The 14,702-nt window shown below is 53.0% G+C and carries 19 protein-coding genes; 8 read left to right on the top strand and 11 right to left on the bottom strand.

The genetic code is table 11. The features are described from left to right. Window position 1: 1 nt before the first annotated feature. From WB237_RS08330 to mdtH, 8 genes are all read right to left on the bottom strand, one after another. A complete protein-coding gene (locus WB237_RS08330; RefSeq protein WP_336212204.1) occupies window positions 2–568 on the bottom strand; it encodes a cytochrome b in 567 nt (188 codons plus the stop codon). A 208-nt stretch (window positions 569–776) separates the two neighbouring features. Continuing rightward, window positions 777–890: a DUF2770 family protein gene (locus WB237_RS08325; protein ID WP_048339068.1), complete on the bottom strand. Its 114-nt coding sequence runs from the start codon at window positions 888–890 to the stop codon at window positions 777–779. 60 nt (window positions 891–950) lie between these two features. Continuing rightward, window positions 951–2,069 carry an N-methyl-L-tryptophan oxidase gene (solA, locus tag WB237_RS08320; protein ID WP_336212200.1) on the bottom strand — a complete coding sequence of 373 codons (1,119 nt, stop codon included), beginning with the start codon at window positions 2,067–2,069 and terminating at the stop codon, window positions 951–953. A gap of 116 nt (window positions 2,070–2,185) precedes the next feature. Then, window positions 2,186–2,440, bottom strand: coding sequence for a biofilm formation regulator BssS (gene bssS / locus WB237_RS08315; protein WP_336212198.1), 255 nt, complete (start codon window positions 2,438–2,440; stop codon window positions 2,186–2,188). A gap of 275 nt (window positions 2,441–2,715) precedes the next feature. After that, window positions 2,716–2,961: a DNA damage-inducible protein I gene (gene dinI, locus WB237_RS08310; RefSeq protein WP_336212196.1), complete on the bottom strand. Its 246-nt coding sequence runs from the start codon at window positions 2,959–2,961 to the stop codon at window positions 2,716–2,718. 74 nt (window positions 2,962–3,035) lie between these two features. Further along, the gene (pyrC, locus tag WB237_RS08305) at window positions 3,036–4,082 is read right to left on the bottom strand and encodes a dihydroorotase (protein ID WP_129996111.1); all 1,047 of its coding nucleotides are present in this window, start codon (window positions 4,080–4,082) and stop codon (window positions 3,036–3,038) included. Between the two features lie 126 nt (window positions 4,083–4,208). Further along, window positions 4,209–4,769, bottom strand: coding sequence for a lipoprotein (locus tag WB237_RS08300; RefSeq protein ID WP_028019073.1), 561 nt, complete (start codon window positions 4,767–4,769; stop codon window positions 4,209–4,211). 125 nt (window positions 4,770–4,894) lie between these two features. Continuing rightward, window positions 4,895–6,103 (bottom strand): multidrug efflux MFS transporter MdtH, encoded by a 1,209-nt coding sequence (gene mdtH, locus WB237_RS08295; protein ID WP_336212191.1) that lies wholly within the window; start codon window positions 6,101–6,103, stop codon window positions 4,895–4,897. Window positions 6,104–6,339: 236 nt separating this feature from the next. Between mdtH and rimJ the strand changes: the two genes are divergently transcribed. From rimJ to murJ, 4 genes are all read left to right on the top strand, one after another. Further along, entirely contained in the window at window positions 6,340–6,924 is a 585-nt protein-coding gene (gene rimJ / locus WB237_RS08290; protein ID WP_013097146.1) for a ribosomal protein S5-alanine N-acetyltransferase, read from the top strand. A 9-nt stretch (window positions 6,925–6,933) separates the two neighbouring features. Next, window positions 6,934–7,584, top strand: coding sequence for a YceH family protein (locus WB237_RS08285; RefSeq protein WP_336212188.1), 651 nt, complete (start codon window positions 6,934–6,936; stop codon window positions 7,582–7,584). A 2-nt stretch (window positions 7,585–7,586) separates the two neighbouring features. Continuing rightward, window positions 7,587–8,510 carry a Gfo/Idh/MocA family protein gene (locus WB237_RS08280; RefSeq protein WP_336212186.1) on the top strand — a complete coding sequence of 308 codons (924 nt, stop codon included), beginning with the start codon at window positions 7,587–7,589 and terminating at the stop codon, window positions 8,508–8,510. Window positions 8,511–8,639: 129 nt separating this feature from the next. Continuing rightward, window positions 8,640–10,175, top strand: a complete 1,536-nt coding sequence (murJ, locus tag WB237_RS08275; RefSeq protein ID WP_336212184.1) for a murein biosynthesis integral membrane protein MurJ — start codon at window positions 8,640–8,642, stop codon at window positions 10,173–10,175. 59 nt (window positions 10,176–10,234) lie between these two features. Here the strand turns inward: murJ and flgN are convergent, their stop codons facing one another. The 3 genes from flgN to flgA all read right to left on the bottom strand — a co-directional run bounded on the left by flgN (window position 10,235) and on the right by flgA (window position 11,711). Further along, window positions 10,235–10,660: a flagella biosynthesis chaperone FlgN gene (gene flgN / locus WB237_RS08270; protein ID WP_028019068.1), complete on the bottom strand. Its 426-nt coding sequence runs from the start codon at window positions 10,658–10,660 to the stop codon at window positions 10,235–10,237. A gap of 4 nt (window positions 10,661–10,664) precedes the next feature. Then, the gene (gene flgM / locus WB237_RS08265; RefSeq protein ID WP_114978222.1) at window positions 10,665–10,958 is read right to left on the bottom strand and encodes a flagellar biosynthesis anti-sigma factor FlgM; all 294 of its coding nucleotides are present in this window, start codon (window positions 10,956–10,958) and stop codon (window positions 10,665–10,667) included. 93 nt (window positions 10,959–11,051) lie between these two features. Then, complete coding sequence (gene flgA, locus WB237_RS08260; RefSeq protein ID WP_336212180.1) at window positions 11,052–11,711, bottom strand: flagellar basal body P-ring formation chaperone FlgA; 660 nt, start codon at window positions 11,709–11,711, stop codon at window positions 11,052–11,054. A gap of 157 nt (window positions 11,712–11,868) precedes the next feature. Here flgA and flgB point away from each other — a divergent pair, with 157 nt between their 5' ends. Genes flgB through flgE form a run of 4 tightly spaced genes read left to right on the top strand, consistent with a single transcriptional unit; the run spans window position 11,869 to window position 14,692 of the window. Then, complete coding sequence (gene flgB / locus WB237_RS08255; RefSeq protein WP_028019065.1) at window positions 11,869–12,285, top strand: flagellar basal body rod protein FlgB; 417 nt, start codon at window positions 11,869–11,871, stop codon at window positions 12,283–12,285. A 3-nt stretch (window positions 12,286–12,288) separates the two neighbouring features. Beyond that, on the top strand, window positions 12,289–12,693 hold the full coding sequence (gene flgC / locus WB237_RS08250) for a flagellar basal body rod protein FlgC (protein ID WP_013097138.1): 405 nt from the start codon (window positions 12,289–12,291) through the stop codon (window positions 12,691–12,693). An 11-nt stretch (window positions 12,694–12,704) separates the two neighbouring features. Beyond that, window positions 12,705–13,415: a flagellar hook assembly protein FlgD gene (gene flgD / locus WB237_RS08245; RefSeq protein WP_129996105.1), complete on the top strand. Its 711-nt coding sequence runs from the start codon at window positions 12,705–12,707 to the stop codon at window positions 13,413–13,415. 26 nt (window positions 13,416–13,441) lie between these two features. Beyond that, window positions 13,442–14,692, top strand: a complete 1,251-nt coding sequence (flgE, locus tag WB237_RS08240) for a flagellar hook protein FlgE (RefSeq protein WP_129325052.1) — start codon at window positions 13,442–13,444, stop codon at window positions 14,690–14,692. The last annotated feature ends 10 nt before the right edge of the window (window positions 14,693–14,702 follow it).

Here is a 14,702-nt window from a genome sequence, read left to right as displayed (position 1 = left end):
TTTATACTCCAGAGTCAACAGACGAGCGGCCAAGCATGCGCTTTAGCGTATCGTCTTTATCAATAAAGTGGTGTTTGAGGGCGGCAAGCCCGTGCAGTGCAGACAGGATCACGACGCTCCATGCCAGCCAGAGGTGAACGACCCCAGCAGTGTCAGCCTGAGAACCCGCATCGGTAAGCGTTGCCGGGACGTCAAAAATACCAAAGACGCTAATAGGTTTGCCGTCTGCCGTCGAGATGAGATAGCCGCTAATGAGGATGGCAAAGAGCAGTATATAGAGCGCAATGTGCGCGGCAACGGCACTAATGCGCGTCAATTTACTGTGGGTCTTCGGTGCGCTGGGCGGTGGAGAAATATGTCGCCAAATTACACGAATAACCAGTCCCAGCATCAACAGGACGCCAATACTTTTATGTAACTCTGGTGCCTGATGATACCAGCCATCATAATAGCTGAGTGTTACCATCCATAGCCCCAGTCCGAACATCGCATAGACGGCAATAGCAAATATCCAGTGCAAACTTATGGATATTACTCCATAGCGTCGGGATGAATTACGTAATTGCATCAGAATGTCCATTTTCAAATTAACCGAAGGATAAAAATGAACGGGAAGGTGTGATATTGCAACTGAAATAAATGTATATTGATTTTTATTTTATTTATTTCAGTGATTTTGAAAAGGATCGATAAAGGTAATTCAATCTCTTCGTGCAAGATGAAATTTAGATTTTCAATAAAACTAAATTAATGTCAATTATTGTCAGTCTGGCTTTTCAATAAAATACAATGTAAACAAAATCAATAATGGCCAACAGTGCCCACAATAAGAGATAGAGCATAAAATGCTCGCGAATATTATTCATAAGAAAGTTAACAATCCTGCGCATAACGCTCCGCAATGCAGTGTGAATGAAACGGGCTCCAGGACGTCCGGAACCCGTTGGGGATTATCCGTTAAAACGCGAGAGTGAGAAGGGCCTCAGATCAAACTGCGGTGTTATTCCCTGAGCAAACTGCGCGGCGATTTCGCCAAGCACGGAAGCAAACTTAAAGCCATGGCCGCTCAGTCCTGTGATGAGCAGAGTGTTGTCATGCTCCGGCAGCGTATCAATGATAAAGTCTTCATCCGGCGTGTTGTCGTAGGTACAGGCCGCTCCATACAGCAAGCCGCCGACGCCTGGAAGAATATTGCGCAGGAACGAGAATGCCTCTGACCCATCCTGTGGGTAGGCGCCGAAGGGTTTACGCTCTTCAGGGGAGGAGATAGCCTGGCCCCCGTTGTGCTTACCGATTTTCAGCGCGTCTTTTTCTGACGGGAAGCCGTAGAACTGGTCGCCGTTGGGTAATTCGCCGGTGAAGGCCGGGAATTTATTCTGCGCGCTGTAGCGACCATCTGACTGGAACCAGGAGAAGACTTTACGCACAGGCTGGACAGGCAGGTCTGGCAGCAGACGGGTTACCCAGGTTCCGGCGCTGATGAGCAAACGGGAACCTGAATATTCCCCGTCAATGGTACTCACTGTGACGCCATTCGCGTCATGGGTGATGGCATCGACCGGACAATTAAACAACTGCGCGCAACCAGCTTTGGCGGCCAGATCGATCCAGGTTTTAATTGCCGTTTCTGAATGCAACACACCTGAGTTGGCTTCAAAGAGGCCGATATAATCGTCCGGAACAGTGATTTCAGGCCAGCGTGCCGAGATGTCCATCGCATCCAGCTTCTCAACATCAAGGTTGAACGCTTTCGCGCTGCGTTCGACGTTGGCGAGAAAATCAGAACTGGCCGGGCCGAGGTTGATCACCCCTGTGCGCTCGAAAATGCGATCTTCAGTCTGTTTCGCCAGGTCATCCCACAGCGCCTGTGCGCGGAGCACCAGCGGAACATAGCGCTCACCTTCACCATACGCATGGCGTATGAGTCGGGTGTCACCATGATGGCTACCCTCTGTATGAGGAGGGCGGTGGGCATCAATCATCAGGACCTTCAGCCCTGCCTGTGTCGCATAATATCCGGCGGCGGAACCTACGGAGCCGCTACCAATAATGATTAAGTCGTATCTCATATGCATCTCGTAAACTCACTTTATGTGAGCAGAGTAATTAACAACGTGGGCTTAGACAAGGATGAAATAAATAAGGCACCGCAAGGGTGCCTGTTGAGTGAAAGGGTGGCATACGATTAGTGCCGCTTATACTCATTTTCCTGATAGTTGCCAGATTCTATTTTTGCAATACCTGCCTCTAAAATAGAAATAAACTGACGAGCGACGTCTGTTGTTAGCCACAGCGTCTGTCCAACTTCCGCTTCTTCACGGTTGAGTTGATTCGGGGTCTGGTAGTGCAAACGCAGCATCAGTGCATCGTAGCTATCTACGGTACTGATATCCCAGCCTACAAGCGGATGGGTCTGGATGACTTCACTATTCTTTTCCATTATAACCCCCTTAATGCGTGTTAGAAGACAACGGCTCTGAGGTTCAATGCATGTTTTTCTGAAGCTTTTTCAGTATACCAAGTAATAAGGGTTCCGACGGGAAAAATAAACAGGTAGCAACACATTTTTCTGCTTTTTAGGATTGATCGAACAATAAAACACCATCTCGTTCACGATTTTTAAAGAAGATATCGGAATAATTTGAACTTTCAGAATTTTCAGGCGAAAAAAAAGCCGGGGCGACCCGGCAAAAAAAACGCAATGAGGGAGCAGTATTAATCTGTGATGAACCAGTCGTCAGCGCTTTCCCATGTTTCTTGCAGAATTTCGCTGATGCGATCTTTATCTTCTTTCGCAGCACCAATGACGGAGAGGTTGTTTGCTGCCGCATAACGAACCGTTACGGCACCCATATTGTCAGGAAAGGTGTTGTTAATTCGACGGGATAATTCCCCTGCCAGCGCATCCAGCGCGCCAACAGGCAGGACGGTAGTTTTGGCTATGGTGACTTCAATACGCATAAATGCCCCCTGTGTAATATACTGTTTATTTATACAGGTATATTATCGGTTTGACAACAAGGGGCACTGAATATTTAGCGTTTTACTGTCCAGTGAACGGTTTCGCCCGCCAGGAATGGGACAAGGGTGTCATCTGTCAGGGCAATGGATTCCTCAACCTGGCTCGCTTTACGCTCCAGTTCGATGAAGGTGTCATTGACCGGCAGACCATAGAAGCGCGGGCCGTTGAGGGAGCAGAACGCTTCAAAATGCTGCAGTGCGTTCATCTCTTCAAACACGGTTGCGTAGCTTGCGAGGGCGGTTGGGGCGTTGAAGCAGCCCGCGCAGCCGCAGCTTGCCTCTTTACGATGGCGGGCGTGAGGCGCGGAATCGGTACCGAGGAACGCGCGGGAGAACCCGCTGGCTACCAGCTCGCGCAGGGCCTGCTGGTGAATGTTGCGCTTGAGGATCGGCAGACAGTACAGGTGCGGACGTACACCGCCCACCAGCATGTGGTTACGGTTAAACATCAGATGCTGAGGGGTGATGGTGGCGGCAATGAGATCGTTGCCGTCACGCACATACTCTGCCGCGTCTTTGGTGGTGATATGTTCGAACACGACTTTAAGCGCAGGCAGTCGTTGGCGCAGTGGTTCCATCACGGTCTCAATAAAGCGGGCTTCACGGTCAAAGATGTCAATCTCAGCGTGGGTGACTTCACCATGTACCAGCAGCGGCATGCCCAGTTTCTGCATGCGTTCCAGAACCGGCATGATGGCATCAATGCTGGTGACACCGTGGCTGGAGTTAGTGGTGGCATTTGCCGGGTAGAGTTTTGCTGCGGTGAATACACCTTCGTTAAAACCGCGCTCCACTTCGTTCGGATCCAGTGAGTCGGTCAGGTAACAGGTCATCAACGGGGTGAAATCATGTCCTGCGGGAACGGCATCAAGGATGCGCTGGCGATATGCGATTGCGGCATCGACGGTGGTGACTGGTGGAACCAGGTTAGGCATGACAATCGCGCGGCCATAAATTTCGCTGGTATAGGGCACGACGGTTTTCAACATATCGCCATCACGCAGATGGATATGCCAGTCGTCTGGGCGGCGGATTTTAAGAACCTGGGGTTGTGCAGTCATGGAAGCTCCGGCTTGTCAGGAATCAGTCATTAGGATGGCTGTTTTTGCCGGACACAAATCATAAGCGGAAACGTTTTCGTTTGCACACTTTTCCGTAAAAAAAAGGGCGCCTCAGCGCCCTTCAGGTTAATCGGTGAAAGGAATGACAATTTCTCCCGGTTTCACCTCTATCCCTTTTGCATATTTTTTCGCAAGGGCTTCACCCTTGCTCTTGTCTTCACTTAAGACATACGCAGGCTGCTGATTAAAATAATTACGCAGCGACTGGTTCAGATAGGGCATCAGCGTTTGCAGAACCGGAGCCATCTTATCCGGGGAAACCTGAGCATCGACCACTTCCATCTCCTGAAGGAAAATCGCGCCTTTCTCTTTATTGAAAACGGGAAGGGCCTTCAGTTTCAGCTTAATGTTAGCTTTCTGGTTGCCAAAGAGGGAAGACATATCAAGATCTGCATCTCCTGCCAGAGTGACTTTGTTTGGCTCTTCACGCCCAATCTGGCTGGTGAGATTGGAAAGGACGATATGTGCGTCGGCAAGCCCTGGCACGCCAATGTCTTTAGAGAAATTGTTATGTTTTTCCAGCGCCTGATTAATTTCCTGTTCACTGACGGTATATTGCGTTAGCTGGTTACAGCCAACCAGCAGACCGCTGACAATTAATGCTGCGGCGAAAACAATTTTCTTCATAGTGTTCCTCAACTAAAAATCGGCGCTTCTGTCCTGTGACGTCAGTATGTCAGTGTGAAATTGCAGAAACCAGCAGAAAAAGCTGAGAAATGGGAGCGGGAGTGTACTCCCGCTCAAGTGAAGTGCTACGCGCCAGGCTCGAGCATGCCGCTCGCGCTGCGTTTCTGGCTGAACTGCCACCACAGGGCCAGCAGTGTGATTAAACCCACCACGCCGAGCATCATCCAGGGCAGTTCGGGTTGATTCAGGGCTTTACCGGCATCAAATAACCAACCGCCGCCGGTGTAACCTAATGCGCCGCCAAGCGCCAGCCCCAGCCGGCTGAACCCCATATAGCTGCCACGCGCCCGCGCATCCGCAAGCGAAGCGCTCAGCGTTTCACGGGCGGGCTCGGCGATAATAGAACCAATATAGAACGTGCAAATCAGCGTAAACAGTTGCTGAAGGGAGTTCACCAGGCCGATCGGCATCATGCTCAGCGTCATCAGGAACAGCCCGGCCATCAGGCGATGCTCCAGACGAAAACGCCGTTCGCTCCAGCGGGCAATCGGATACAGCAGCGTCAACGACAGGCAGGCTTCGATGGCATACATCCATTTAACCGCAGCAGGTGTTCCTGCAATGTCGTTAACCATGATCGGCAGCATCAACATCACCTGCACGGCGAGCATGTAATAGCCCGTCAGGGTTAACACGTAAGTGACAAAACGCTTGTCGCGCAGCACACGACCGAGGCCTTCCCGGACGGGCGCTTTGACCGTCGACAGTTTCCAGGCAGGCAGGAAAAGGCCATTAAACAGTGCGCACAGAATAAAGAGCAGCGCGCCAGCGGCGCACACCAGACGGAAGTCATACTGCAGCAGCCAGCTTCCCAGCAGTGCGCCAATAACCGCACCCGCACTGTCCTGCATCATCAGAATCGAGAAGAAACGCCCTCTGTGCTGCGGGCGAATGAGTTTCACCACCAGCGCAGTACGTGGCGGATCAAATAGCGTGCCTCCGATACCGGAAAGGAAGCAGGAGAACCACAGCAGCCACGGCTCCTGAGCGACCGCCATCGTGGCAAAACCTGCCGCGCGCAGCAGCATACCGGTAACGATCATCGGTTTCGCGCCAAAGCGGTCAGCGATTGCGCCACCAAAGACACCGAGACCCTGCTGGACAAACTGGCGTAACCCCAGGGCAATGCCAACCATCAATGCCGCCCAGCCCATTTGATCGACAAAACGAATCGAGATAAGGGGGAATACGACAAAAAAGCCGAGCACGACCAGCATGTTATCGACGAGCAGGAAATATTTACCCAGGTTCCTGGCCTGTGATACGCGGGACATTTTCCCTCCGGGGAAAATAAGAAGGTGAGCACGCTAACATTCTGCGGTGTCATTCCGCTTTTTCCCACCCCTGTACGTGACAATATTTTTTTATCAAAAGGGTGCTTTGATAGAGAGTTCTCATCGAAAATGGTGAAAAGAGGGCAAAATGGTATGTCACTGTTTTCACAGACGGCGCAGGCGCAGGTATAGTAAAGCTAATGGGTAAGCAGAAGTGACGGGAAGGAGTGGTATCGATGTTTGGCTATCGCAGTAATGTGCCAAAAGTGCGTCTGACAACGGACAGGCTGGTCGTTCGTCTGGTGCATGAGCGTGATGCCTGGCGTCTGGCGGACTATTACGCCGAGAATCGCCAGTTTTTAAAACCCTGGGAACCCGTTCGGGATGAGAGCCATTGTTACCCTTCTGGCTGGCAGGCGCGTCTCAGCATGATTGCGGAATTTCACAAGCAGGGAAGTGCGTTCTATTTTGCGCTGCTGGATCCCGAGGAGAAAGAGATCATTGGGATTGCCAATTTTTCCAACGTGGTGCGGGGATCGTTTCACGCCTGTTACCTTGGCTACTCCATCGGCCAGAAATGGCAGGGGCAGGGGCTAATGTACGAGGCGTTAACGGTGGCTATTCGCTATATGCAGCGCACGCAACATATCCATCGCATTATGGCGAACTACATGCCGCATAATCAGCGTAGCGGTAATTTGCTGGCGCGATTAGGGTTCGAGAAAGAGGGCTACGCCAAAGATTATCTGTTGATAGACGGAGAATGGCGTGACCACGTTCTGACAGCATTAACCACCCGGGACTGGACTGCAGGTCGTTAAGGAGAAAAGATGAAATATCAGCTAAGCGGTACCGAAGCGCGCGTGATTGGGTGCTTACTCGAAAAACAGGTCACCACGCCAGAGCAGTACCCGCTCTCTGTCAATGCTGTGACGATGGCCTGCAATCAGAAAACCAACCGTGAGCCAGTCATGAATCTGAGTGAGCATGAGGTCCAGGACGTGCTGGATGAGTTGGTTAAACGTCATTACCTGCGGACCGTCAGCGGCTTCGGTAACCGTGTGACGAAATATGAGCAGCGTTTCTGTAACTCCGAATTTGGCAATCTGAAGTTGAGCGCCGCAGAAGTCGCGGTGATTACCACGCTTTTGCTGCGCGGGGCGCAAACGCCGGGTGAGCTGCGTACCCGCGCTTCCCGCATGCATGAGTTTGCGGATATGCAGGAAGTTGAGCAGGTTCTGGAAGGGCTGGCCTCGCGTGAAGAGGGGCCTTATGTGGTGCGTCTGGCGCGCGAGCCAGGTAAACGTGAAAGCCGCTATATGCATCTGTTCAGCGGTGAAGTCGATATTTCAGTAAAGTCTCTGGCAACCGATGTAACTGTTGAACAAGATGATTTGGTTACACGCGTGGCAGCGCTGGAAGACGAGGTCGCAGGGCTGAAACAGCGTCTGGATGCGTTGCTGGCACACCTGGGAGACTAAGGATGAAAAAATTACGCGTAGGCGTGGTAGGGCTGGGCGGTATCGCGCAAAAAGCCTGGCTACCTGTATTGGGTGCGGCGACGGACTGGACGCTTCAGGGGGCGTGGTCACCCACTCGCGAGAAAGCCGAGCGGATCTGTGAAACGTGGCGCATCCCTTATGCCAATTCTCTTCAGGATTTAGCCCACGAGTGCGATGCGGTCTTTGTTCATACCTCAACGGCAACCCACTATCAGGTGGTGAGTGAGCTACTCCATGCAGGGGTTCATGTATGTGTGGATAAGCCGCTGGCTGAAAATGTCCAGGACGCGGAACGGTTGATTGAGCTGGCGGCGCGTAAAAAACTGACGCTGATGGTGGGTTTTAACCGCCGCTTCGCACCGCTTTACCAACAGCTGAAAGCACAGTCCGACAGTCTGGCCTCGCTCCGTATGGATAAACACCGTACCGACAGTATCGGACCCAACGATTTACGTTTCACGCTGCTGGATGACTATCTGCACGTCGTGGACACCGCGCTATGGCTCAGTAACGGCAATGCGCAACTGCAAAGCGGGACGCTCCTGACAAATGAGCAGGGCGAGATGGTCTATGCCGAACATCACTTCGCGATTGACCATCTGCAGGTAACGACCAGCATGCATCGTCGTGCGGGCAGTCAGCGTGAGTCCGTTCAGGCGGTGACTGACGGTGCGCTTTACGACATTACGGACATGCGTGAGTGGCGAGAAGAGAAGGGCAACGGCGTGGTGACGCTCCCGGCGCCCGGCTGGCAGAGTACCCTTGAGCAGCGCGGGTTCGCAGGATGTGCCCGCCACTTTATCACCTGTGTGCAAAATCAGACGGTTCCTGAAACGTCTGGCGAGCAGGCCATTATGGCGCAACGCATTGTGGAACGGCTCTGGCGAGAGGCGATGAGTGAATAATTCGCTGTAACATCTGCGGATAGTAATTCGTTGAAATCCGGGTAGACTAAGCGCCGGTTGTTGGTTTCGCCGGGTGGCGCTTACGCTTACCCGGCTTACAAATCCGTAGGGTTGTGGAAATTCACATTAATGAACTTATTAAAATCGCTGGCAGCCGTCAGCTCGATGACCATGTTTTCCCGCGTACTCGGTTTTGCGCGCGATGCAATTGTGGCAAGGGTCTTTGGTGCAGGGATGGCTACGGACGCCTTTTTCGTCGCGTTCAAATTGCCAAACCTGTTGCGTCGTATTTTTGCAGAAGGGGCATTTTCTCAGGCTTTTGTTCCGATCCTGGCGGAATATAAAAGTAAGCAGGGTGAGGACGCGACGCGCGTATTTGTCTCTTATGTTTCCGGGTTGCTGACGCTGGCCCTGGCTGTGGTGACTGTCGTCGGGATGCTGGCAGCACCCTGGGTGATTATGGTGACCGCGCCTGGTTTTGCCGATACTGCAGATAAATTTGCTCTGACCTCACAGCTGCTTCGCATTACCTTCCCTTATATTCTGTTGATCTCGCTGGCCTCACTGGTGGGGGCAATACTGAACACCTGGAACCGTTTCTCCGTTCCGGCATTTGCCCCGACATTTCTTAACGTCAGCATGATCGGCTTTGCCCTGTTCGCCGCACCGCATTTCAACCCGCCGGTACTGGCGCTGGCATGGGCGGTGACCGTGGGTGGCGTGCTGCAGCTGGCTTATCAGCTGCCGCATCTGAAAAAAATTGGCATGCTGGTGCTGCCGCGTATCAATCTCAAAGATGCCGGTGCAATGCGTGTTATTAAGCAGATGGGACCTGCGATCCTTGGCGTCTCCGTCAGCCAGATCTCACTTATCATCAATACCATTTTTGCTTCTTTCCTGGTGTCCGGCTCGGTCTCCTGGATGTACTACGCCGACCGTCTGATGGAGTTTCCGTCCGGGGTGCTGGGGGTGGCGCTGGGGACAATCCTGCTGCCGTCGCTGTCGAAGAGTTTTGCCAGTGGCAATCACGATGAGTACTGTCGGTTGATGGACTGGGGGTTACGTCTTTGCTTCCTGCTGGCGCTGCCAAGCGCGGTGGCGCTGGGTATTCTGGCCAAACCGCTGACGGTCTCGCTCTTCCAGTACGGGAAATTCACCGCGTTTGATGCCGCCATGACGCAGCGCGCCCTGATTGCCTACTCGGTTGGTTTGATGGGGCTGATCGTCGTCAAGGTGCTGGCCCCGGGCTTCTACTCGCGGCAGGACATCAAAACACCGGTGAAAATTGCGATTGTGACGCTGATTATGACCCAGCTGATGAACCTGGCGTTTATTGGTCCGCTGAAGCATGCGGGCTTGTCGTTGTCTATCGGTCTGGCCGCTTGTCTGAATGCCGGGCTGTTGTACTGGCAACTCCGCAAGCAGGATATCTTCACGCCGCAGCCGGGTTGGTCACGTTTCCTTGTGCGACTGATCGTCGCGGTGCTGGTGATGTCAGCGGCGTTAATTGGCATGATGTATGTCATGCCGGAGTGGTCCCAGGGAACCATGCCATACCGTCTGATGCGGCTGATGGCCGTGGTGGTGGTCGGTGTAGTGGCTTACTTTGCCACGCTCGCCGTGTTGGGGTTCAAGGTGAAAGAATTCACCCGTCGTACGGCATAAACGCCAAAAGGGGAGTTCACCTTATGGTGCTCCCCACTGCATGATTTGTCGCTGTTGCTTCAAATCGAGATCTTTTTAACACCCGCAATACGTGCAGTAGCAGTCTGACCATCCGCACCGTACAGTCCGGTTTCTTTATGAGGTTTCAACACCTCAAGCGCTTGCTGATTACGCTCTATCTGACCTTCAAGCAGCCAGCCGTTATGCTGGTTGAGATCGCGCAGATGCCGGGTTTTTTCAGTAATGGTCTGCCAGCGCTCAACAATATCGTCATTTGCACTGCGCTTAGGATCTTGCTCAGCGCGGCGTTGTTGCTCCAGATAATCCAGTGTCGCCAGCAGCGAACTTTTATCCTCAGTAATACGCTGCAACGCGCTGCCGTTAATGTGACCGGAAGAGAGATGTTGTTGCTCTGCGTCCATTACCGTTTTCAGGTCGTTCAGGACAACCGTCATTTGATCCAGTATTTCTGACAGTCGACTCATACGGTTAGTTACTCTGTAAGAAACTCTGTGCTTCCTGAATCAGGGCATCAGCAATTTTGCTGGTATCCATTTTCAGTTCACCGTTACGAATAGCTGTTTTCAGCGCTTCAACACGTTCCATATTGATATCGTTGCTGCCTGGCTGCATCAGTTTTGCCTGCGCGTCGCTCAGGGTCACGCTGGTGCTGTTGGACGTTGACGGTTTTTCCAGACGCGTTTTCTGCGCTGGCGTGTCATTCGTTTCGCGAGGTTGTACAGCGCTTACCGGCTTCAGGGCTGATGTACGATCAATGCTCATAGTGTTGTCCTCATCGAGGGTTCGCGGCGTTTGCGCCTGACATCATCATTAGTTGAATATTTATCGGCAAGCGTCGCGAAATCTTTAAAAAGATTATAGGTTAATCAGAATATTCCCATCAGAATCGACGGTTCCGCTAACCACCTGGCCTGAGGACATTCTGACGCGGGCGTTTTGCGCCACTGCGGCATTGTTTAACGCTTTCCCTTCACTGTTGATACTAAAGCCATCTCCGTTGGCAACAACCATCACCTGTTGACCCGCTTTTACCCGCCATGCCTGGCGCAGCATTGAGAGCTGTATCGGCTGGCCGGGGGCGACATCGCGCAAGCTGACGGCGTCCTGTGCCTGGTTTATTTCCAGCATCGTGCGTGGCGGCAACTGATCCAGACGGCCGCGTTTTAACGTCACGCTGTTTGTCTGCAGCACGCTGCCGCGCGCAATGGGCACGGCGGCGACAACATAATTGCCCGTCGCCTGAACTGCAACCTGTAAATAGCGTTTTTCGTTGGCGCAACGTGCCAGCACATTCACATTCCCCCAGAGCTTTGTGAACCCCACCACGCTAAATGAAGGCTGATCACACGTAGGGTAGAGATTCGGCGGCGTGCGTACGGTAACAGTGACGTCATCGCTAAAACCCGCCAGCTTTTCCGCAAAGAAAACCGTCAACTGATCCTGTAAGCCTTCAGCCTGCACCAGCGGGCTAAACAGCAAGAAAGTTGCCACCAGGCCACGTTTTAACGTTTGCATCGCAAGTTCCACCGTTTCCAGAATTGAGTGAATTCTACCTGCAGTGGTTTTGCATCAACGGAATAAATAGCGACGCATTTTGCGCTTATTCCGTCGATAGGGGAGACCGGGTGAGATTTAAGCTGTGAACTGAAATTTTGCCATCAGCGGAGGAGACATGCTCGATAAACTCGACGCCGCGTTACGTTTTCAGCAGGAAGCGCTCAATTTACGCGCCCAGCGGCAGGAGATTTTAGCCGCCAACATCGCCAACGCCGATACACCGGGGTATCAGGCGCGCGATATTGATTTTTCCAGTGAACTCAAAAAGGTGATGGAGCGTGGACGTGCCGAAGGAACGGGTGTTGCACTCGCCATGACATCCTCTCGCCATATTCCTGCTCAGGCGATGACCGCGCCAACGACCGATTTACTTTATCGCATTCCCGATCAGCCTTCACTCGACGGTAACACCGTGGATATGGACCGGGAGCGTACACAGTTTGCCGATAACAGCCTGAAGTATCAGACGGGCCTGACCCTACTCGGCGGACAAATCAAAGGCATGATGAACGTCCTGCAGGGGGGCAACTGATAGATGGCCTTGCTGAATATTTTTGATATCGCCGGTTCGGCGTTAACCGCGCAGTCCAAACGTCTGAACGTGGCTGCCAGTAACCTGGCGAACGCCGACAGCGTGACTGGGCCAGACGGCCAGCCTTATCGCGCTAAACAGGTTGTCTTTCAGGTTGATGCGGCGCCAGGAGCGGCAACGGGCGGCGTGAAAGTGTCTGATGTGGTAGAGAGCCAGGCACCCGACAAACTGGTGTATGAGCCCGGCAACCCACTCGCGGATGCTAACGGATACGTGAAAATGCCTAACGTGGATGTGGTGGGTGAGATGGTGAACTCCATGTCGGCTTCTCGAAGCTACCAGGCCAACGTCGAAGTGCTTAATACCGTGAAGAGCATGATGCTTAAAACACTCACTCTCGGCCAGTAAAGGAGACATGCATGTCCATCGCCGTAAATGTGAATGATCCCACGAACTCGGGTGTGAATAACACCAAGAGTACAACGGGGTCCAACTCCCTGACGGGGAGTAACGCCGCCGATCTTCAGGGCAGCTTTCTGACGCTGCTGGTGGCACAGCTTAAGAACCAAGATCCCACGAACCCAATGCAAAATAACGAACTGACCACGCAGCTTGCGCAGATCAGCACCGTTAGCGGCATTGAGAAACTCAACACCACCCTCGGTTCCGTATCTGGTCAGATTGGTAGCAGCCAGTCTCTGCAGGCCGCGAGCCTGATTGGTCATGGGGTAATGATCCCGGGCACCACCATTCTGGCGGGCTCCAGCACCACCGAAGGCAACACCACAACGACCACCACACCGTTTGGTGTTGAGCTCCAGCAGGCGGCTGAGAAGGTCACTGCCACGATCACGGATTCCACTGGTGTGGTTGTCCGTACCATTGATATTGGCGAGCTGAAGGCGGGCGTTCACACCTTTACCTGGGACGGCACCCTGACCGACGGCACCAAAGCACCAAACGGTTCCTATAAAGTGGCGATTAGTGCCAGCAATGGGACAACCCAGCTGGTGGCGCAACCGCTGCAGTTCGCGCTGGTCCAGGGCGTGATTAAAGGAAGCGACGGCAACAAACTGGATTTGGGTACCTCTGGTACTACCACACTCGACGAAGTTCGGCAGATTATCTAAGCCTTAACACTTATCAGGAGTAAGTCATGGCCTTTTCTCAAGCGGTCAGCGGCCTGAATGCTGCGGCCACCAACCTGGATGTCATTGGCAACAACATCGCCAACTCCGCGACCTATGGTTTTAAATCCGGTTCTGCCTCATTTGCAGACATGTTTGCCGGTTCCAAAGTCGGCCTGGGCGTAAAAGTTGCGGGCATCACTCAGGACTTTACCGACGGCACCACCACCAACACTGGTCGTGGTCTGGACGTCGCCATCAGCCAGAACGGTTTCTTCCGTATGGTCGATTCCAACGGTTCTGTGTTCTACAGCCGTAACGGCCAGTTCAAGCTGGACGAAAACCGCACGCTGGTTAACATGCAGGGCATGCAGCTGACGGGCTATCCGGTAGCCGGATCGCCTCCGACCGTTCAGACCGGTGCAAACCCTCAGGCGATTACTATCCCGAATACCCTGATGGCGGCGAAATCGACCACCACCGCGACGCAGCAGATCAACCTGAACTCAACCGATCCTGTTCAAACCGCTCCCTTCGATGCGACTAACCCGGATACCTACAACAAAAAAGGGACCGTGACCGTATTCGACAGCCAGGGTAACGCCCATAACATGTATGTCTACTACGTTAAGACAGCCAACAATAAATGGGATCTTTACACTCAGGACGGCAGCGTTGCGGGTTCTACAGCAGCGAAAGCGGCGCAGATGAACTTTGATGCGAACGGTAACCTGGCGGGTGTCTATAACTACGACGCTGCGGGTGTGCTGAGCGCAACGCCAAACGCAACCCCTGCAATCAACATCACCACCGGTTCTGTCAGCGGTGCGACGGCGGCGACTTTCTCCCTGAGCTTCCTGAACTCCATGCAGCAGAACACCGGTGCGAACAGCGTGGTGGCAACCAATCAGAACGGCTACAAGCCTGGCGATCTGGTGAGCTACCAGATCAACGACGATGGCACCGTGGTGGGAAGCTACTCTAACGAACAGTCTCAGGTTCTGGGTCAGATCGTACTGGCAAACTTTGCCAACAACGAAGGTCTGAAATCGGAAGGCGATAACGTCTGGTCTGCCAGCCAGTCCTCCGGCGTGGCGCTGCTGGGTACCGCAGGTACCGGTAACTTCGGTAAGCTGACCAACGGCGCGCTGGAAGCCTCCAACGTGGATATGAGTAAAGAACTGGTGAACATGATCGTCGCGCAGCGTAACTATCAGTCGAACGCGCAGACCATCAAAACCCAGGACCAGATCCTCAACACGCTGGTTAACCTGCGTTAAGCGGCTAACA

It is taken from the genome of Enterobacter sp. P82 (assembly GCF_037053385.1).
GTDB lineage: Bacteria > Pseudomonadota > Gammaproteobacteria > Enterobacterales > Enterobacteriaceae > Enterobacter.
Note: the sequence above shows the minus strand (reverse complement) of the source record. Positions and strands in the feature narration are given on the sequence as shown.